Raw genomic sequence first — 18,649 nt, forward strand, 5'->3', positions numbered from 1 at the left:
GGGCGGGCGGCTCGGCCCCTCAGGACAGCGGGCGCCAGGGGGAGTCGCACGCGGTGCAGCGGAACTCGATGCGCCTCCCGCAGGTCCGGCAGTGCGGGCCGGGGCCGTAGCCCGCGCGGTCGTCGGCGTGCCGGTCGGCGAAGAACCGCAGGCCCATACAGGCGTTGCAGCGGATGCGCACGCTCGTCGGGCTCTTGGGCCACGGATGGTCGGGGTCGATCGCGTGCCCGTCGGGGTCGATCGCGTGCCCGTCGGCGTCTCTACCGGGGGTGCTCTCCGTCCTCACCTCGTGCGCTCTTCCCGTTCGGCCGCGCGGACCAGATCCCCGGCCCGCCGCAGCAGCCGCTCCACCCGGTCGGCCGCCTCCTCAAGCCGGCCGCGGGGCACCGCACCGCCGCGCACCGCCGCGAGCAGTCCGTCGCGCGCCGCCGTGAACATGTCCTCGTCGCGCACCCCGGCCGTGGCGGGGTTGCCCAGGCACAGCAGGTCGGCACCGGCGGCGAGCGCGGCGACGGCGCCACGGGCCAGGTGCTCGCGCACCTCCGCCACACCGGTGTAGGCCCCCAGGCCGCGCATGTCCAGGGCGTCGGTAACGGCCACTCCGCTGAACCCCAGGTCCGCGCGGAGCAGCGCGTAGGCGCGCGGCGACACGCTGGCCGGTGCCGCGGCGTCCAGCGCGGGGACACCGATGTGGCCGACCATGACCATCTCGGCGCCCGCTGCGACCGCCGCGGCGAAGGGCGGCAGCTCACGCCGCCGCAGGGTCGCCTCGTCGATGTCGATGACGGGCAGGTCGACGTGGGAGTCGGTGCGGGTGTCGCCGTGCCCGGGGAAATGCTTGGCCGCGGCGGCCACCCCGGCGGCGTGCAGCCCGGCGATGAACTCCGCCCCGTGCCGGGCGACGGTGGCGGGATCGGCGCCGAACGCGCGCACCCCGATCACCGGGTTGGCGGGGTCGATGTCGACGTCCATGACGGGGGCGAGCGCGGCGTCGATGCCGGCCTCGCGCAGCTCGCGCCCCATGGCGGCGGCGACCGCGCGGGTGTGCCCGGGGTCGCCGACGTCGCCGAGCTCGCCGTGGCCGGGGTAGGGCGAGCCGGTGGCGGCGTGCAGCCGCGTTACGGCGCCGCCCTCCTCGTCGGAGGCGCGCAGCAGGTCCGGCCGGAGTGCGCGCAGCTCGGCCGAGAGCCGCGCGGGGTCGTCGGCGAGGTTGGGCGCGAAGTACAGGACCGAGGCCAGCCCGCCATCGATCGCCCGGGCCAGCCACGGTGGCACGGACGTACCGGTGAAGCCGGGCATCAGGACGGTGTGCACCATCCCCGACAGGCGCGCCCCCTCGCGCTCCGGGGTCGATCTCGGCGACGTACGCGGGGTGCTCGGCGGTTCTCGGTGCACGTCGCCGCGGTCGTCGGAGGTCCGGGCGTCGGCGGTCATCCCTTCACCGCCCCCTGGACGAGGCCGGAGACCAGGCCGCGCTGCACGATCAGGAAGAAGACCATCACCGGGAGGGTGATGATCGTGGAAGCGGCCATCAGTGCCCCCCAGTCGGTGGTGTGCTGTTGGAAGAACTGCCGCAGGCCGACGGCGACGGTGAACTTGTCCCCGTCCTGCAGGAACGTGAGCGCGAGGATGAACTCGTTCCAGGCGACGATGAAGGAGAAGATGCCGGTGGCCACGAGTCCCGGGGCGACCAGCGGGAACAGCACCGACCAGAACATCCGCGGCCAGGACGCGCCGTCGATGTAGGCGGCCTCCTCGACCTCGACGGGGATGGCCGCGACGAACCCGCGCAGCATCCAGATGGCGAACGGCAGCGACATCGCGATGTAGACGATGCTCAGGCCGATCAGCGAGTTGAGCATCCGTAGGTCGCTGGCCTGCAGGAAGAGCGGGATGACCAGCGCTTCCAGCGGGACCATCTGCACGATGAGGACCATGATGAGAACGCTGGTGCGCAGCCGGAACCGGAAGCGCGCCACGGCGGTCGCGGCGAACAGCGCGAGCAGGGCGCTGCCCACGACCGTGATCAGCGCGACGAGCAGCGAGTTGCGCAGGTAGGTGAGGAAACCCGCCTCGGTCAGCACGTAGGTGAAGTTGTCCAGGCTGACCGACCGCGGCAGCAGCGCGTCGGTCCCGGAGACGGCGCGCTCGGAGAGCCCGCTGACCACCATGAAGTAGGCGGGGAAGAGGGTGAAGGCCAGGACGACGGCGACGCCGAGCGCCCGCCAGGCGGTTCCGGCGGCGCGGCGGTACCGGCGGGGGCGCGGGGGCGTGCGCGTGCTCCGCTTCCCCGGGGCGTCCGGCGCGGCCGGCGCGGCCGGGCGGCTCATCGGAGCTCGTCCTCTCGGAACAGGGCGCGCACGTAGACGATGGTGATCGCGAGCAGCAACAGCGTGAGCATCACCGCGATGGCCGAGCCCATGCCGTAGCTCTGGTGGCTGAAGGACCGGATGTAGGACCACACGCCGAGGTTGAACACCTCCTGGTTGCCCCCGGAACCGCCGGGCATCAGGTAGACCTGCGCGAACACTTTGAAGTCCCAGATCGTGGAGAGGATGGTGACCACCGCGAACACGGGGCGGATCGTCGGCACGGTCACGTACCAGAACCGCTGCCAGGCGCCGGCGCCGTCGAGCACCGCGGCCTCGTAGAGCTCGCGGGGGATGGTCAGCAGCCCGGCGAGCACGGTGACGGCCACGAACGGGAAACCGTGGTGGATGACGTTGAGGACGACGATCGCGTAGAAGGACACCCGGTCGGCGAACCAGTTGAACCCGTCGGGTCCGAGCAGCCCGAGCGAGGTCAGGGCGTGCCGCACGACGCCACGGTCGACGTCGAAGATCCAGATCCACACGTAGGTGCCGGAGACGGCGGGCATCGCCCAGGCCACCATGACGCAGCTGATGACGATGGTCCGGGAGACCCGGCCCAGGCTGCGCAGGAGCAGTGCGACGAGCGTGCCCACCACCACCGTGCCGCCGACCGCGAACACCGCGAACACCACCGTGTTGGGCAGCACCACCCGCCACAGGTAGGGCTCGGTGAGCAGCTCGACGTAGTTGGCGCCCCAGTTGTAGTTCGTCTCGCCGGTGTAGATGTTGCGCAGCGTGTAGTCCTGGAAGGACAGCCACACCACGCGCCCGAGGGGGAACAGCAGGAGCGCGCCGATGACCAGCAGCCCGGGGGCCAGCAGGCCCCAGGGCAGCCACCGCCGCAGTGTCCGCGCCGGGACCCGGGTCCGGGGTCGGGGCGGCGGGCGGCCGTCCCGCGCGGCGGGTGGCCGCGTGTCGACGGCGGCGCTCACGCGTCAGGCGCCTTCGTTGAGGGTCGTCTCGATCTCCTCGGCGGCCTTGGCCGTGGCGTCCTCCAGGGAGGACCTGCCGTTCAGTATCGACTGCAGCATCCGGGGTATCACGGCGTCGCCTTCGACCTTGCCGAAGTCGGGCGAGGAGGGCAGGGCCTTGGAGGCGTCCCTCATCTGGACGGCGAAGGGCGCCACCAGCGGGTCCTGCGATTCGGTGTAGGGGGTGAGCTGGTCGGTCTTGCCGGGGAAGTAGGTGGACTGGTCGGCCCAGAGCGCGGCGTGCTCGTCGTCGGTCACCAGGTCGATGTAGGACCAGGCGAGGTCGTCGTTCTGGGTGCCGGACATGATCGCCAGGTGGGAGCCGCCGAGGAAGGAGGGGCTGTGGCCGCCGTCGCGGCCGGGGATCGGGAAGACGCCGATCTTGCCCTCCATGTCGGGATTGCCCTCGACGATGGCGGCGGGGGTCCAGCTTCCGGAGATGGCCATGGCGACGTTGCCGTCGGTGAAGTTGTCGAGCACGTCGGTCTCCCGCCAGGTGCTGGCCCCGGTGCTGGAGACGCGGTCTTCGAGGGCGAGGTCGGTGAAGAACGCGAGTCCCTCACGGGCTTCCTCGCCGTCGAGCGGGGAGGTCCAGGTGCCGTCGGCCTCCTGCACGGCGATCTCCCCGCCGGCTCCCCAGATGAAGGGGAGGGAGTGGTAGTAGGCGTCGCCGGCGACGGGGAAGGCGGTGACGTCGTCTCGCTCCTCGGCGATGGTCAGCGCGGTCTCGCGCAGCTCGTCCCAGGTGGTGGGTTCCTCCAGGCCGAGCTCGTCGAAGATGTCGGTGCGGTAGACGATCGACCGCACCCCGGCGTACCAGGGCACGCCGTAGAGCCGTCCGTCGACGGTCCCGGCTTCCACCAGGCCCTCGGAGTAGGCGCCGGTGTCGCCGACCCGGTCGGTGAGGTCGACCAGCGCCCCGGCGTCGGCGAACTCGGGGGTCCAGGTGCTGCCGACCTCGGCGATGTCGGGCAGGCGGCGCCCGGCGATGGCGGTGACGAACTTGTCGTGGGCGTCGGCCCACTGCACGAACTCGACCCTGACGTCGGCCCCGGTCCGCTCCTTGAACGCCGCCGCGACGTCGGCGAAGTAATCGCCGGCGTCGGGGTTGGTGCCGTCCATGATCCAGACTTCGAGGGTGTCGCCGTCCGCGGCGCCGTCGCCTCCGCCTCCGCACGCGGTGGCGAGCAGGGCCAGGGACGTGCCGAGCGCTGCGACGGTCAGGGCATGCGTTCGTGCCATCGGAGATCTCCCGTTCGCTTACGGTCTCCCCCGCGGGTTGGTAAGAAACCTACGCAAAAACCGCCCGGCTGTGAAGGCGGCGCCACCGTCCGGGCCGTGCCGCCCGACGAAACCGTCGCCGGGTGCGGCAGGTCATCACCGTATCGGGCGAGGGTACGGAGGTGTCAGAACGAACACGGCATGGATTTGATGCCGTTGACGAAGTTGGAGAACAGCCGCTGCGGCCTGCCGGTGGAGTGGATGTCGGGGAGGCGCCGGTGCAGTTCGCGGAACATGACGGTGATCTCACGCCGGGCGAGGTGGGCGCCGAGGCAGAAGTGCGGCCCCGGCCCGCCGAATCCCACGTGGGGGTTGGGGCTGCGGGTGACGTCGAAGCGGTGCGGGTCGCAGAAGACGGTCTCGTCGCGGTTGGCCGAGGCGTAGTAGAGGACCGTCTTGTCCCCGGCGCGGTAGCGGTGCCCGTTCATCTCGTGGTCGCGGGTGACGGTGCGGCGCATCCAGACCACCGGTGAGGCGTGCCGGATGATCTCCTCCACGGCGGTGGCGGCGTAGCCCTCGAAGTCCGACCACCAGGTCGCGCGCTGCTCGGGGTGGAGGGTGAGGAGCTTGAGCCCGTGGCTGATGGCGTTGCGGGTGGTCTCGTTCCCGGCGACGGCCAGCAGGATGAAGAAGGAGCCGAGTTCGGCGTCGGTCAGCGACTCGCCGTCGATGTTGGCGTTGACCAGGGCGGAAGTGAGGTCGTCGGTGGGGTGGGCGCGGCGCTCGGCGGCGAGGTCGGCCAGGAGCCCGGCCAGCTCGGCCCCGGCTCTGAGCACGCGGCCCACGGCGGTGTCGATGTCGTCGCCGAGGTAGTCGCGGTCGTGCCCGGCCAGGATGATGTTGGAGTTCTCGAACACCATCCGGTGGTGGCTCTCGGGTATGCCCATCATCTCGCAGATGACGACGAGCGGGAGGCGGGCGGCGGCTGCGGCGACGAAGTCGCACGGTCCGGTCCGCTCCAGGTCGGCGACGATGCGCTCGGCCTGGCGCTGGACGCCGTCCTCCAACCGCGCGAGCATGCGGGGGGTGAAGCCGCGGGAGACGATGCGGCGCAGCCGTGCGTGCCGCGGGTCGTCGAGGTTGATCATCGAGCCGAAGAACTCGTTGAAGCCCTCGGGCAGGTCGGGGATGGAGATGGCGCTGGGTTCGGAGGCGAAGACCTCGGGGGTGCGGCTGGCCTCGACGACGTCGGCGTGGCGGACCAGGGCGTAGAAGCCTGGGCCCGTGGGGATGGGGCCGAGGTCGGGTTCGGTGAAGAACACGGGGGCGGGCCGGGCGCGCAGCCGGGCGAACGCCTCGTGGCGCTCCCCGCTGGGGCGGCTCCAGAAGCCCATGTCGGAGAGGTCGATGTCGTCGAGGGGGGCGGGCCGGGTCGCCGGTCTCATCGGGGGGAGTCCTTTCCCTCACGGCCGCCGCCCCGGGTTCGGGGCGGCGCGGCGCGGAACGGAGTGGGCTGGCTCACCCCCACACTCTTTACATAACATCCTTCCGTGTCAAGAAGAATCCGGCCTCCTGCGGTGGTCTCGGGGATATCGCCCGAATGCCGGCGGCGAGAATGAGGTCGATACCCCCGAGATCGACGCGGGGAGGGTCAGTCACCCAGGCCCGCGGCGATGCGCAGCGTCGAGATGAGCTCGGCCGGCTTGTAGACCGCCCCGCCGATCGCCGCGCAGAAGGCCGCCAGCATGTGGACGTAGACCACGGGGTCGCCGTTGGTGAAGCGCTCGGCCACCGCCTCCTCACCCACCGAGTAGGCCTCCCACGCCGTGACGACCGCGAACTCGATCTCCGGTGGCAGCATGTCGGCCACGGCCGCCGCCACGGCCTCCCGTGCGTCGGCGGGCTTCCACACCACCCCGGTCTCCTGCACCCGGCGGGTCAGGAAGGCGGCGAAGACCTTGAGGTCGGAGGTGACCTCGGCGGTGGCGCCGCCGATCCCCGCGACCGCGGCGGCCAGGGCGTCGGCGTCCTTGCGCACGTAGGCGTCGACGAGGGTCACGGCGAGCTGTTTGACGCGGGCGGCGTCGTCGGGTCCGTCTGTTGCAGGCATACCTCCATCATGCCCGGGGTGCGGGCGGTGATCGCGCCGCTCGCGGGGGAGCGCGCCCGGAGCGGGTGGCCGGGCGCGCCCGGTCCTCAGGTGAAGTCGGGCCGCAGCGGCATGTGGGCGTCGGTGCCGTCCAGCTTGACGCCGAGGATCTGGTGCAGCTGCACCACGTTGCGCTCGAAGCCGAGGATGCAGCCGGCCATGTAGAGCCGCCATACCCGCGCGGTGCCCTCGCCCACCTGGGCGACGGCGGCGTCCCAGTTGGCCTCCAGGTTGTCGCACCAGTGGCGCAGGGTCAGCGCGTAGTGCTCGCGGAGGTTCTCCTGGTGCCGGATCTCGAAGCCGGCGTCGTTCATGGAGGTCTGCAGCACGCCCGGCCCCTCAAGCTCGCCGTCGGGGAACACGTAGCGGTTGATGACCCCGCCGGGGAACATCGGGGGCAGGTCGTTGCGCGGCCGGGTGATGCAGTGGTTGAGCAGGCGGCCGCCCGGCTTGAGCTTGGCGTACAGCCCGGCGAAGTAGGAGTCGACGTTCTTGTGGCCGATGTGCTCGGTCAGGCCGATGGAGCTGATCCGGTCGTAGATGCCGTCGGGCACGTCCCGGTAGTCCATGTGCCGGACCTCGGCCAGGTCGCCGAGGCCCTCCTGGGCGATCCTCTTGCTCGCCCACTCGGCCTGCTCCTTGGAGAGCGTGACCCCCAGCGCCTTGACGCCGTACTCGCGGGCGGCGTGCCGGACCATGCCGCCCCAGCCGCAGCCCACATCCAGCAGGCGCATTCCGGACCGGAGGTCCAGCTTCTTTGCGACCAGGTCGTACTTGTCGAACTGGGCCTGCTCCAGAGACGTCTCCGGGGTCGCGAAGACGGCGCAGGTGTAGGTCATCGACGGGCCCAGCACCAGCTCGTAGAAGGCGTTGGAGACGTCGTAGTGGTGATGGATCGCCTCGGCGTCGCGGTCCTTGGAATGGCGAAGTCCACGGCCCAGCAGGCGCTTGGGGGTCACCTCCTGCGGGGGCGGCGGGACGCGGTTGACGAACTTCACCCAACCGATGTCCTTGGCGATCTTGACCATCTCCAGCGGGGAGATGGCGATACCGTCGCCGATGGCCAGGTCCCACATGCGCTTGAGGGCGGTGTACATGTCGCCCTCCAGGTCGAGGTGGCCCCCGACATAGGCCCGGGTCAGACCCATGGCCCCGGGCGACTGCGCCAGGTAGTTCAGTGCCACCGGGGTGCGGACGACGATCGTGACATCGCTGTCGGGATCCCCCGCTGTGCTGCCGTCATAGGCGCGGAACCGAACGGGCGCATTGGCGCCGACGACACGTTCGAAGATCTCCGCAAGCCGCATGGTCGTTCCCTTCGTCACCTCTGGGCGGGACCGCTCCCCCGGACACGGTCCCGCGATTCACTTGTTGCCGACACATTTCGCGTAGAGGTCCAAGAGCCGCCCGTCGGGGTCGTAGGCCTGCTTCAGGTCCCGGTACGCGTCGCCGTTGTAGAGCCGCCAGAACTCCTCCTCGGTGTAGAACGCGTCGGAGTACAGCGACTTGTGGCCGTCGAGGCGGGCGACCTCCTCCTCCACCAGCCGGTTGTGGTGGGCACGGCGCTGCCCCGGCTTCATCTCGACCATGCCCCAGAAGCCGAAGTTGATGTAGAGGCGGTCCTGCTCCAGCGGGTACAGCGGCCACACGTGCCGCCGCCCGGCGATGGGTGCGGCCTTCTCCCGCAGCCGCAGCGGGCACATCCACACCGGCGCCATGCCGATCTCGGACTGGAAGAAGTCGAGGAACTCCGCTCCGCGCTCCACGCCGACCTCGATGTCCTGGATCAGCGGTTCCGACTGCCGCTTGCCCCGGTAGTGGGCGAGCAGGCGGGTGAAGTCGGTGCGCCGGTCCAGCGCCACCAGCCGGCGGTAGACGTCGGAGCGCTTCAGCGACCGCGGCCAGAACCTGCGCACGGTCGGGTTCTGCACGCCGAACGCGCGCGAGCACCAGAACCAGTCGGTGTCCCACCGCCACAGGTAGTCGTGGACGGTGAGGTAGTCGCCGGGACCGGTGCCGGCGTAGCGCGGGATGGACGTGTAGTAGATGTCGTTGCCGGTGTAGTCGCTGGCCCAGGGGGCGCTGTCGACGAACGAGGCCAGGGTCAGGTACAGCTCGCCCGGGCCGAAGGCGACACCGTCGACGAAATCCACCGGCTCGCCGTCGTGCTCGGCGTCGGCGCAGATCCGCGCGAAGGCGTCCATGGCCTCCTTGGCGTCGCCGAAGCGCAGGTGGCGCAGGTGGACGAAGGGCTTGACCGGTTCCAGCTCGATGCGCAGCCGCAGCGAGTAGCCCAGCGTGCCATAGGAGTTGGGGAAGCCGTGGAACAGGTCGCGGTGGTCGTTGTCGCGCCGGGCCACCACGGTGTCACCGGCGCCGGTGAGGATCTCGATCTCCTGCACCGACTCGTGCGGCAGCCCGTTGCGGAAGGAGGAGGACTCGATGCCCATCCCGGTGACCGCGCCGCCCAGCGTGATGGTGCGTAGTTGCGGCACCACCAGCGGCATCAGGCCGTGCGGGAGGGTGGCGTTCACCAGGTCCTCATAGGTGGTCATGCCGCCGACCTCGGCGACCCGCTCGACCGGGTCGACGGAGAGCACCGAGGAGAAGGCGCCCACGTCGAGCGGACGGGTGGCCGCGGGGTCGCGGAAGCGGAAGAGGTTGGAGGTCGGTTTGGCCAACCTCACGGGGGCTCCTGGGGGCAGTGCCGCGTACTCGCGTCGCAGCCGCTGGACGGCTTCGACGTGCTCGGCGAAATCTCGTTGCGAAGGCTGACGAATCACGTTCACCCGCTCTATTCACCCGCTTCGGACGCTGTTCGCGCCCGCGTCGTGCATCGGTTCGCACCGAATGGGCGCAAGCCGTCGGTCAGCCTACGCCTACCCATCAGTAGCGCCGACATCCCCGTCCTTGTTCCGTGTGACACCCCACGTCGCGCGGGCCACATGGCAAAACGCCGGTCGCGCCAATGCGCGTGACACGGAACACGGATCACGGTGCCCCCTCGACCACTTGTCCACGTAACGTTCCCGCCATCATTGTGGCGCGGACAGGACCCGACATCCACGCCATTTATCCGCGCAGCTTTCGGAACCGCCTATCATCTGCTGACGTGCGTATCTCCCTCGTCGACTCAGGCATCGGCATGCTGTCCACGGCCGCCGCGCTGCGCGCGGCCCGCCCGGACGCCGACCTGATCCTGTCCATGGACCCCGACCACATGCCGTGGGGGCCGCGCCGCCCCGACGACGTGATCGGACGGGCACTGGCCGGGGCCGAGGCCACCGCCGCCTTCGCGCCCGACGCGATCGTGGTGCCCTGCAACACCGCCTCCGTGCACGGACTGGACGCACTGCGTGCCCGGTTCGAGCCGAAGACCCCCGTGATCGGCACCGTCCCCGCGGTCAAGCCGGCCGCCGCCCACGGCGGCCCGATCGCCGTCTGGTCCACCGCGGCCACCTCGCGCAGCCGGTACCAGGCCGACCTCATCGAGCGCTTCGCCGCCGGGCACACCGTCACCCCGGTGGCCTGCGTCGGCCTCGCCGAGGCGGTGGAGAGCGCGGACCCGGCCGCCATCACCGAGGCTGTGGGGCGCGCGGCCGAGCGCACACCGGCCGACGTTCGGTCCGTCGCCCTCGCCTGCACCCACTACGACCTGGTCGATGAGGTGATCTCGGCCTCCCTGGGGCAGCGTCCCGCACTGTTCAGCGCGGCCGCGGCCGTCGCGGCGCAGACCCTGCGCCGCATGGGTGCCGCCCCCGCGCCCGAGGCCCCCCGCACCGGCACGGTGACCGTGCTGGCCAGCGGCCGACCCGGTGAGCTGCCCGAAGCGGCCCTGGCCTATGCCGCGGGGGCGGCCCTGGCCCTGCCCCCCGTGGGCTCGGGCGTCTGAGTCGACGGAAACTCCCCGCCCCGGCGGGAACCCGGGGCGATCTCACCCGCGTTGTGCGGAAAAGGGAACGGATAGACTCGGGCGGACCGGTGCCGCACGGCGTCGGGCACGGCGACTCGGAAGGGGAGCACGGCGCACATGGGATGGCTGGACCGGTTCGGACTCCGCAAGGCCAAGCGGCAGAGCAATGCCCGGTTCGACCGCGCCGCCGAGGACTCCGACGTGCAGGCCCTGATCGACTTCGCCAAGAGCCGCACCGGTGTGGAGTTCTACGTCGAGCCCGAGACCTTCGCCACCAGCACCACCGCGGTCGCCGTAGCCAGCGACGGCGAGTGGACCCGCCGCCGGGTGGGCTCCCCCGACGTCATCCGCAAGGTCGCCCGCAACCTCGCCGCCCCCGTGTACGACGTCCAGGTCGTGGGGTACCCGCGACGGATGCGCGAGTGGACCGCCCGCAACAAGCGCGGACTGTCCATGGACGACTGACGGCCCGCTCCCGCTCGCACCCCCTGCCCTTCCGCACGGCCCCCTGCCGCCGGGCCTGACCACCGTCCCCCATTAAGGAAGTCGTCGCTCCGCATGAGCGCCCCAGGCCCCAACGGCATGCCCGGATGGCTGCCCCGCGCCATGATCCTCGCCGTGTGGACCGTGGTCGGCTTCGGCATCGCCGGCTGGATGCTGTTCCAGCTCCGCGGCCTGCTGATCCTGCTGCTGATCTCGCTGTTCCTCGCGCTGGCCCTGGAACCCGCGGTGAACTGGCTGCACCAGCGCGGCTGGCCGCGAGGACCGGCCACCGGGGTGGTGCTGCTCGGCGCGTTCAGCGTCTTCCTGCTGTTCGTCACGGTGCTGGGCTCCATGCTCATCGGCCAGGTGCTGGACTTCGTCAACCAGCTGCCCGCGATGAGCAGGGCGCTGCTGCGCTGGGTCAACGCCACCTTCAACACCTCCTTCGACCCGGTGCTGCTGCTGGACGAGATCTCCGACCTCAGCGGGACGCTGGAGCGCTACGCCAGTAGCGCCGCCGAGAACGCCCTGGCGGCCGGCACCACCGTGCTGGCGCTGCTGTTCAACGGGCTGGCGATCGCGCTGTTCACCTTCTACCTCACTGCCGACGGACCGAGGTTCCGCCGCACCCTGTGCTCGGTACTGCCGCCCCGCACCCAGAGCGAGGTGCTGCGCGCCTGGGAGATCGCCATCGCCAAGACCGGCGGCTACATCTACTCCCGTGCACTGCTCGCGCTGATCTCGTCCGGGGCGCACTACGCCGCGCTGCTCGTGCTCGACATCCCCTACGCCTTCGCACTGGCCCTGTGGATCGGTGTGTTCTCCCAGTTCATCCCGACCGTCGGCACCTATATCGGGGGCGCGCTGCCGGTCCTGGTCGCGCTGCTGCACGGTCCGTTCGCCGCGCTGTGGCTGCTCCTGTTCATCACCCTCTACCAGCAGTTCGAGAACTACCTGCTGCAACCGAGGATCACCGCCCGGACCCTGGACATGCACCCCGCGGTCGCATTCGGCGCCGTCATCGCGGGCGCCGCCATCCTCGGAGCCCCCGGCGCACTGCTGGCGCTGCCGGTGGGGGCGAGCCTGCAGGCCTTCCTGGGCGTCTACATCCGGCGCTACGAGGTGGCCGAGCACCCCCTGCTCGACTCCGTCGAGGCGGAGGCCGAGCGGTCCGAGGAGAAGCCGTCCGAACGCACCGGCGCGCACACCCGCGAGACCAGGGAAAACGATAGTGCCGAGTGAAAAGGCGCAATCTACATCACAACGGCACCGCGTTTCCAGGGGTGCGCCGAAAAAGCTTTCCGCGACTCCGCTTTTTGGCCGTTGATGACGACAGTTTGTAGAACTCCTTCGGCCAATCGGTTCCCTCACGGGGGGTTCCCGTCGCATACTCCCTGGGGAGGGGGAGTGAAAGGATGAAGCGGGATCTCACCGCCCTGTGCTGCGAATGTGGCGCAATCCGTCAGGTCAGCGCACATAACGGCATCGGGGAAGCACAGTCCGCGTACGGCCTCGCGCGCTGCGTGGTCCGACGGGTGTGCCGGTCCTGCGGACGCCGGACCGACCACGCCTACCTTCGCGGCGACGACGACCGCGACGAGCTGGAGGACGCACTCAAACTCGACGACGCCCTCGCGGCCGAAGCCCTCGACGAGGAGGTCGAGCAGCTGCGGCTGTGCGGGATCGACATCGGCCACGCTCCCGTTCCGGCGATCTGGGACGGCCAGCCGGTGGGAATGGTCACCCAGCGGCTTTCCGACCGCTCGTACGCCATCGTGCTCGACCCGGAGTCCTCGGTGGTGGCCCGGCTCAAACTCATCGACATGATCTGGAACGAGCTGTCCATCGGCGACAACGACGACCGCTGGTACATCCAGCCCGCCGAGGACGACTCCCCCGGCTACGCCGTCCGTCTGTTCGGCTACCGGGTGCGCCGGTAGCGCCGTCCGTACCCTGGCCGACGATGGCCATGGACCGGCACCCGACGGTTCCGCTCGGCCCGACACCCGTTCCCGTGATCACCGCAGGGCGGGGGCCGCCGCGAGGCGGCGCAGGGCGGCGCGGGCGACGTCCGGATCGCTCGTGCCCCAGTAGGGCGGCAGTGAGGCGCGCAGGAAGCCGCCGTAACGGGCGGTGGCCAGGCGGGGGTCGAGGACCGCGACCACGCCGCGGTCGTCCATGGAGCGCAGCAGCCGCCCGGTGCCCTGGGCCAGCAGCAGTGCCGCGTGAGTGGCGGCCACGGCCATGAAGCCGTTGCCGCCGTGCGCGCCCACCGAGCGCTGCCGCGCCGAGGCCAGCGGGTCGTCGGGACGCGGGAACGGGATCCGGTCCACGATCACCAGCTGCAACGACGGTCCCGGGACGTCCACCCCCTGCCACAGCGACAGGGTGCCGAACAGGCAGGACGCCTCGTCCTCGGCGAAGCGGCGGACCAGCTGGCCGGTGGAATCGTCGCCCTGGCACAGGATCTCGAAGTCGAGCCGGTCCCGTAGCTCCTCGGCGGCCTGCGCGGCCGCGCGCATCGACGAGAACAGGCCGAGCGTGCGGCCGCCGGAGGCCTCGATCAGCTCGGCGATCTCGTCGATGTAGCGGGGGTCCAGGCCGTCACGGCCGGGGGTCGGCAGGTGCTTGGCGACGTACAGGATCCCGCTGCGGGCGTGGTCGAACGGCGACCCGACGTCCAGCGCCCGCCAGCGCGGCTCACCCGCCGAGGTGGGGTCCGGCTCGGCTCTCCCGGTGCCGTTCAGCTCCTCTACGCCCGGCACCGCGGCGGTGCCCGACGCGTTCAGGACGGTCTGCCGCCCCAGGCCCCACTGCATGGCCAGGGTGTCGAAGGAGCCGCCGAGGGACAGCGTGGCCGAGGTCAACACCGCCGTGCGGTCACCCCACAGCTTCTCGCGCAGCAGCCCGCCGACGCCCAGCGGGGCGACGTGAAGGCTCGGCGCCTGCTTGCCGCCCTTGGCCAGCCACACGACGTCGCGGCGGTCGCGCAGCGGGGGCTCGAACGACTCCAGGACGGCCACGGCGGCGTCGTGCACCTCCTCCAGCGCCGCCAAGGCGAGCTTGCGCGCGGTCGCGGACTCGGGATCCTGCTCGCCGTTCGCGGGGCCGATCGCGGTGACGCAGGTGTGCGCGGCGTCGCGGACGCCCGCGACCGCCCCGGCCAGGCCGTCGTCGATGTGGTCGATGCGGCCGGGCTCCATGTCGGCGAACATCAGGGCCAGGCCCTCGCCGGTCTCGGTCAGCCGCTCGGTCAGCCCTTCCTCGCACAGCCGCGCGGCACGCTTGGCGGCGGCGCCCACCGACCGCTCGCCCAGCGCCCGGGTGGCCACCGACGTCACGCGGTCGGTGAGCTCGTGCGCCTCGTCGACCACCAGGACCCGGTGCTCGGGCAGCAGCTGGTAGCCCTGCATGGCGCCGATGGCGAGCATGGCGTGGTTGGTGACGACGATGTCGACGCCGCCGGCGTCGGCCCGGGCCTGCTCGGCGAAGCACTCCTGGCCGAACGCGCAGGCGGCGGCGCCCACGCACTCGTTGGCCGACACCGACACCTGCCGCCAGGCGAGGTCGCCGACCCCGGGCACCAGTTCGTCGCGGTCGCCGGTGACGGTCTCCTCGGCCCACTCGTGCAGCCGCTTGACCTGGCGACCCAGCGAGGACAGCTGGTGCGGGTCGAACAGCTCGGCGTCCTCGGGCTCGGCGTCGGCGCCCTGCAGGCGCTGCCGGCACAGGTAGTTGCGCCGCCCCTTGAGGATGGCGAACGTGGGCTCGCGGCCGAGCAGCGGCGCCAGCGCCTCGGCGAGGCGCGGCAGGTCGCGCTCGATGAGCTGGCGCTGCAGGGCGATGGTGGCGGTGGAGACGACCACGGTGGTGTCGGTGCGCAGCGCATGGTGGACGGCGGGGACCAGGTAGGCCAGGGACTTGCCGGTGCCGGTTCCGGCCTGCACCACCAGGTGCTCCTCGGCCGTGATGGCCGCGTCGACCGCCGCGGCCATGGTCACCTGGCCGTCGCGGCGGGTGCCGCCGAGCGCGCGCACGGCGGCGTCCAACAGGGTTTCGACGTCGGGGATCTCAGCCACGCCGTCAAATGTAGTGCCCGGCGGGGACGGGCGTGCCGACCCTCCACAGATCCTCGGACCGCCCCGCCACAGGGTGCCGGGCGGTCACGCCCGTTCGAGCGTGGTGGTGACCTCGTCGTGCAGGAAGCAGAAGTGGTCGCGCACGTCGTGGCCGTCCTTCAGCGGGTTCGGGATGCTCCAGGCGGCGTCGGCGATCTCCCGGTCGCCGACTCGGATGTTCCAGTAGGACGCCCCGCCCTTGTACGGGCAGTAGGTGCGGGTGGTGCTGGGGGTGAGGAACTCGCGGCGCACGTCGTCCGGCGGCAGGTAGTGGCGGTTGGGCAGCCCGGTCTCGGAGAGCACCACGGGGTTGGCCGACAGCGCGACGACCGCCTCGCCCACCGAGATCCGGACCAGTGTGGAGGAGCGGCGGGTGTCGACCCGGTGGTAGGGGTCGCGGAGATGGCCGTGGACGCGCTCGTCCTCGTCGAACCAGGCGTCGGCGGCGTCCCAGGCCACCGCGGCCAGGCCGCGCAGCCAGTAGGCCTCCTCCCGGGCCTCCGGGTAGGACCACACCGCATCGCGCACGAACCGCTCGCCCACGGTGATGTGCCGGTAGGCGGCGTCCCCCTTGAACGGGCAGTGCGTGGTGTGGTCGCTGGGCCGCAGCAGGCCCTGGCGGATGTCGTCGTCGGGGACGTAGAGCACGGGCAGCAGGTTGGTCTCGTGCAGCAGGTAGCCGCGGTCGGAGTCGAGTACCGTCCGCCCGGCGACCTCGGCCCGGACGCGGCGCGGGAACGGCTCCATGAACAGCGAGTGCCGCGGTGAGTCGATGGTGTAGTTGACGGTCTTGGGTGCGCCGGAGGCGAGCGGCCCGGCGCCGATGGTGAGTGACATCCCCGTCATCCCCTCATCGGATCGGATGCTTCCAGGGTGGTCATGCCCCGACCGGGGCGATCTCACCCCGTGAGGCACCGCCGCGTGGTGATGTCAGACGTCGTCGCCGTCGATCCCGGCCTTGCGGGCGCGCCCCAGGTAGATGGCCGCGCTGCCGCCGCCGAGGGCGACCAGGCCGCTGCCGACCAGTCCGAAGAGGGCGCTGCCGGTGATGGGCAGCCGGTCCGAGCCCCCGCTGTCGGAAACGGGAGGCGTCGGTGCCGGCAGCACGGGTTGGGCGACCGTGGGGGACGGCCGGGGCGAGGGCGGCGCGCCCGTTACCTGCGGCGGTGCCGACGCGGAGGCCGAGGACGGGGACCGCGGCCGCGGACTCGGTTCCGGCCCCCTGGGCGTTTCGGGCGCGGGCGACACGTCGGCTCCGCGGCCGGGCGGCGGAGGTGCCGGCTGCGGGTCGGGTTCGGGCGTAGGGTTTCCGCTGAACACCGGGGGTTCCGAGGCACCGGTGGCCCCGCCGCCGCCCGTGCTTCCGGCATCCTCGCCCGCGGGGGTGTGGGAACCGCCCCCGCGGGTCGCGCCGCCGTCGGCCGGGCCGGTGGGCGGGGCCGCGCTGTGCACCCCGGCCTGGGCGAGGTCCAGCCGGTAGGCGACGGTGTCGGTGGGCTCTCCGTCCCGGTCCAGCCAGGCGACGTCGAATCGGATGGCCAGCCAGGCGTTGGCGGTACCGGGGGCGGCCGCGGCGCCGGGGCCGGAGCCGTGCGGCACCCCCTCGTCCACCTCGGTGACGTACCGCTCGGCGGTGACCTCCACCCGCACGGAGTCGCCGTCGTCGCCCTCCTCGGTGAAGCCGTCGCGGTAGGGGCCCTCCCCGAGGTCCACGGGCTCTCCCAGGATCTCCAGGCCCTCGACGGCGATGCGCGCCCGCGCCCCCTCCTCCTGGGACCAGGAGGCGGAGGCCTCCGCGTACCCCACGGCGACCGTGTCGGTGTCCTGGAAGGCGGTGGGGACGTGCTCCCCGCCGCTGTCATCGGGGACGGCGAAGGGGCCGCAGTCGGGGGTGAAGCGCAGGTCGGTGACGGCCGCGACGGCGGTCAGGCCGTCCTCGGCGCGGGTGACCGCGCTGTGCGCCGTGCCCGGGGGGATGCGGAAGTGCGGCGCGGCACCGATCCTGTCGGCGTCGCGCGACCAGTCCGCGGTGTCGTCCCCGCCGGCGCGGTCGGTGTCGACGTCGCCGATGACGCCCTGGACGCACCACTCGACCGCCGCGATGCGCGCCGCGGCGTAGTGCGCTCCGGCAGGGTCGGCGCCGATGGGGGAGAAGGCGGAGGCGGCAAGGGCCGGAAGCGCTCCGGCGAGCGTCAGCGCGCCCGCGGCGGTGATCGCGCTACCTACCGCGATCAGCCGACGGTGCGGCGTGGGGGAACTCGCAGTCACGATCGTCCTTTTTCAGGGCGCTGAGCGGTCCGGGGGACTCCCGAGGGACCGTCGTCGAACCTACATTCCCATGGACCGCGCGATAAGGGCAGTCATGGGTGGGGAAGCCGCGGCGGTGGTCCGCCGCCACGGCGGAACCGGGGCCCGCCGCCCGGGGCGGGCGCGGCCGTCGGCGTCGCCATCGCAGGTGGCACCGGGTGTGCCCGTGCTGGGGGCGGGGGCCGTCGGTGAAGGTTCACGCTGCGGCCGGTATCGGCCAGCTCACCGTCGAGGACGAGAAAAGGTCCCGCAGCCGACAGCTGCGGGACCTTCCGAAACGTGGAGCTATGGGGATTCGAACCCCAGACCTCTTCCATGCCATGGAAGCGCGCTACCAACTGCGCCATAGCCCCGTGGAGACGTCTGCGAGTATATCGGACCCGTGCGGGCACGGGGACCGGTACTCGGCACCGCGCTCTCCCGGCCCGGCTCCGCGGCCGACGGACCGGCACACTCGGCATACGGAACGGGAAAACCGCCCCCGGTTCACCCGGAAGCGGTTCGCGACGTGGAGCTATGGGGATTCGAACCCCAGACCTCTTCCATGCCATGGAAGCGCGCTACCAACTGCGCCATAGCCCCTGGACCTCCGCCGCCCTGCGGCCTCTCGGCCTCGGCGACACCACGACTCTACCGGACCCGCGGGGGTGTTCGCGCCAGCTCTGCGCAGGCCGCCTGCTCACCGCCACGGGTTGAGTCGGAATAAGCTTGAGGAGTGTCCGAATCAAAGCTTGAGATCCAGATGCTCCACGACCGCCTGCTCGTGCGCGAGGCCCCGGAAAAAGGAGAGCGGCGCAGCAGCGCCGGTCTGGTCATTCCGGACACCGTGAAGATGGCGACCCGCCTCGTCTGGGGCGAGGTCTGCGGAGCGGGCACGGGAGCCAGGCACGTCAAGACCGGCGACCGGGTGCTGTTCAACCCCGAGGACCAGCACGAGGTCGAGCTCCAGGCGGAGCGCTACCTCGTCCTCCGCGAGCGCGACGTGCACGCGATCGCCAGCGAACACCCCTCCCAGGGCACCGGGCTCTACCTCTGACCGCGCCCGCGACGACTCCGGCACCGCGCCTCCGCGCACTCCCCGACCGGCGGGCGGCGCCGCCGCTCCCCCGGCCCCT

17 protein-coding genes and 2 tRNA genes are annotated in these 18,649 nt (G+C 71.7%); 5 read left to right on the top strand and 14 right to left on the bottom strand.

The window, feature by feature from the left end:
* Positions 1–19: 19 nt before the first annotated feature.
* The 9 genes from HNR23_RS14230 to HNR23_RS14270 form a co-directional block, all read right to left on the bottom strand.
* Positions 20–286, bottom strand: a complete 267-nt coding sequence (locus tag HNR23_RS14230; protein ID WP_246421746.1) for a hypothetical protein — start codon at positions 284–286, stop codon at positions 20–22.
* Entirely contained in the window at positions 283–1,434 is a 1,152-nt protein-coding gene (locus HNR23_RS14235; RefSeq protein ID WP_246421747.1) for a glycoside hydrolase family 3 N-terminal domain-containing protein, read from the bottom strand. Before HNR23_RS14235 ends, HNR23_RS14230 begins: the two co-directional genes overlap by 4 nt.
* Entirely contained in the window at positions 1,431–2,330 is a 900-nt protein-coding gene (locus HNR23_RS14240) for a carbohydrate ABC transporter permease (protein ID WP_184076039.1), read from the bottom strand. The genes HNR23_RS14235 and HNR23_RS14240 overlap by 4 nt, the downstream gene beginning before the upstream one ends.
* A complete protein-coding gene (locus HNR23_RS14245) occupies positions 2,327–3,304 on the bottom strand; it encodes a carbohydrate ABC transporter permease (RefSeq protein WP_184076040.1) in 978 nt (325 codons plus the stop codon). Before HNR23_RS14245 ends, HNR23_RS14240 begins: the two co-directional genes overlap by 4 nt.
* A 3-nt stretch (positions 3,305–3,307) precedes the next feature.
* The gene (locus HNR23_RS14250) at positions 3,308–4,585 is read right to left on the bottom strand and encodes a sugar ABC transporter substrate-binding protein (protein ID WP_184076041.1); all 1,278 of its coding nucleotides are present in this window, start codon (positions 4,583–4,585) and stop codon (positions 3,308–3,310) included.
* Between the two features lie 164 nt (positions 4,586–4,749).
* Positions 4,750–6,009 carry a cytochrome P450 gene (locus HNR23_RS14255; RefSeq protein ID WP_184076042.1) on the bottom strand — a complete coding sequence of 420 codons (1,260 nt, stop codon included), beginning with the start codon at positions 6,007–6,009 and terminating at the stop codon, positions 4,750–4,752.
* A 206-nt stretch (positions 6,010–6,215) separates the two neighbouring features.
* Positions 6,216–6,674: a hypothetical protein gene (locus HNR23_RS14260; RefSeq protein WP_184076043.1), complete on the bottom strand. Its 459-nt coding sequence runs from the start codon at positions 6,672–6,674 to the stop codon at positions 6,216–6,218.
* Between the two features lie 86 nt (positions 6,675–6,760).
* Positions 6,761–8,020, bottom strand: coding sequence for an SAM-dependent methyltransferase (locus HNR23_RS14265; RefSeq protein ID WP_184076044.1), 1,260 nt, complete (start codon positions 8,018–8,020; stop codon positions 6,761–6,763).
* A 57-nt stretch (positions 8,021–8,077) separates the two neighbouring features.
* On the bottom strand, positions 8,078–9,502 hold the full coding sequence (locus HNR23_RS14270) for an FAD-binding protein (RefSeq protein WP_184076045.1): 1,425 nt from the start codon (positions 9,500–9,502) through the stop codon (positions 8,078–8,080).
* A gap of 323 nt (positions 9,503–9,825) precedes the next feature.
* On the opposite strand from HNR23_RS14270, the gene HNR23_RS14275 reads away from it, so the two are divergent.
* The 4 genes from HNR23_RS14275 (at position 9,826) to HNR23_RS14290 (ending at position 13,049) form a co-directional block, all read left to right on the top strand.
* Positions 9,826–10,605 (top strand): aspartate/glutamate racemase family protein, encoded by a 780-nt coding sequence (locus HNR23_RS14275; RefSeq protein ID WP_184076046.1) that lies wholly within the window; start codon positions 9,826–9,828, stop codon positions 10,603–10,605.
* Between the two features lie 138 nt (positions 10,606–10,743).
* Positions 10,744–11,091, top strand: coding sequence for a hypothetical protein (locus HNR23_RS14280; RefSeq protein ID WP_184076047.1), 348 nt, complete (start codon positions 10,744–10,746; stop codon positions 11,089–11,091).
* 93 nt (positions 11,092–11,184) lie between these two features.
* Complete coding sequence (locus HNR23_RS14285) at positions 11,185–12,351, top strand: AI-2E family transporter (protein ID WP_246421749.1); 1,167 nt, start codon at positions 11,185–11,187, stop codon at positions 12,349–12,351.
* 173 nt (positions 12,352–12,524) lie between these two features.
* Positions 12,525–13,049 carry a DUF6315 family protein gene (locus HNR23_RS14290; protein ID WP_184076048.1) on the top strand — a complete coding sequence of 175 codons (525 nt, stop codon included), beginning with the start codon at positions 12,525–12,527 and terminating at the stop codon, positions 13,047–13,049.
* Between the two features lie 78 nt (positions 13,050–13,127).
* Here HNR23_RS14290 and HNR23_RS14295 read toward each other — a convergent pair whose 3' ends face one another.
* The 5 genes from HNR23_RS14295 to HNR23_RS14315 all read right to left on the bottom strand — a co-directional run bounded on the left by HNR23_RS14295 (position 13,128) and on the right by HNR23_RS14315 (position 18,116).
* Entirely contained in the window at positions 13,128–15,188 is a 2,061-nt protein-coding gene (locus HNR23_RS14295; RefSeq protein WP_343070563.1) for an ATP-dependent DNA helicase, read from the bottom strand.
* 84 nt (positions 15,189–15,272) lie between these two features.
* On the bottom strand, positions 15,273–16,064 hold the full coding sequence (locus tag HNR23_RS14300) for a DUF427 domain-containing protein (RefSeq protein ID WP_184076049.1): 792 nt from the start codon (positions 16,062–16,064) through the stop codon (positions 15,273–15,275).
* A gap of 93 nt (positions 16,065–16,157) precedes the next feature.
* Positions 16,158–17,495 carry a hypothetical protein gene (locus HNR23_RS14305; protein ID WP_184076050.1) on the bottom strand — a complete coding sequence of 446 codons (1,338 nt, stop codon included), beginning with the start codon at positions 17,493–17,495 and terminating at the stop codon, positions 16,158–16,160.
* A 319-nt stretch (positions 17,496–17,814) separates the two neighbouring features.
* Positions 17,815–17,887 (bottom strand) — tRNA-Ala (locus HNR23_RS14310).
* 156 nt (positions 17,888–18,043) lie between these two features.
* Positions 18,044–18,116, bottom strand: a tRNA-Ala gene (locus HNR23_RS14315).
* Positions 18,117–18,276: 160 nt separating this feature from the next.
* Here HNR23_RS14315 and HNR23_RS14320 point away from each other — a divergent pair.
* Positions 18,277–18,570 (top strand): GroES family chaperonin, encoded by a 294-nt coding sequence (locus HNR23_RS14320; RefSeq protein WP_184080324.1) that lies wholly within the window; start codon positions 18,277–18,279, stop codon positions 18,568–18,570.
* The last annotated feature ends 79 nt before the right edge of the window (positions 18,571–18,649 follow it).

The sequence above is a fragment of the Nocardiopsis mwathae genome (assembly GCF_014201195.1).
In the GTDB taxonomy this organism is placed as follows: Bacteria; Actinomycetota; Actinomycetes; order Streptosporangiales; family Streptosporangiaceae; genus Nocardiopsis_C; species Nocardiopsis_C mwathae.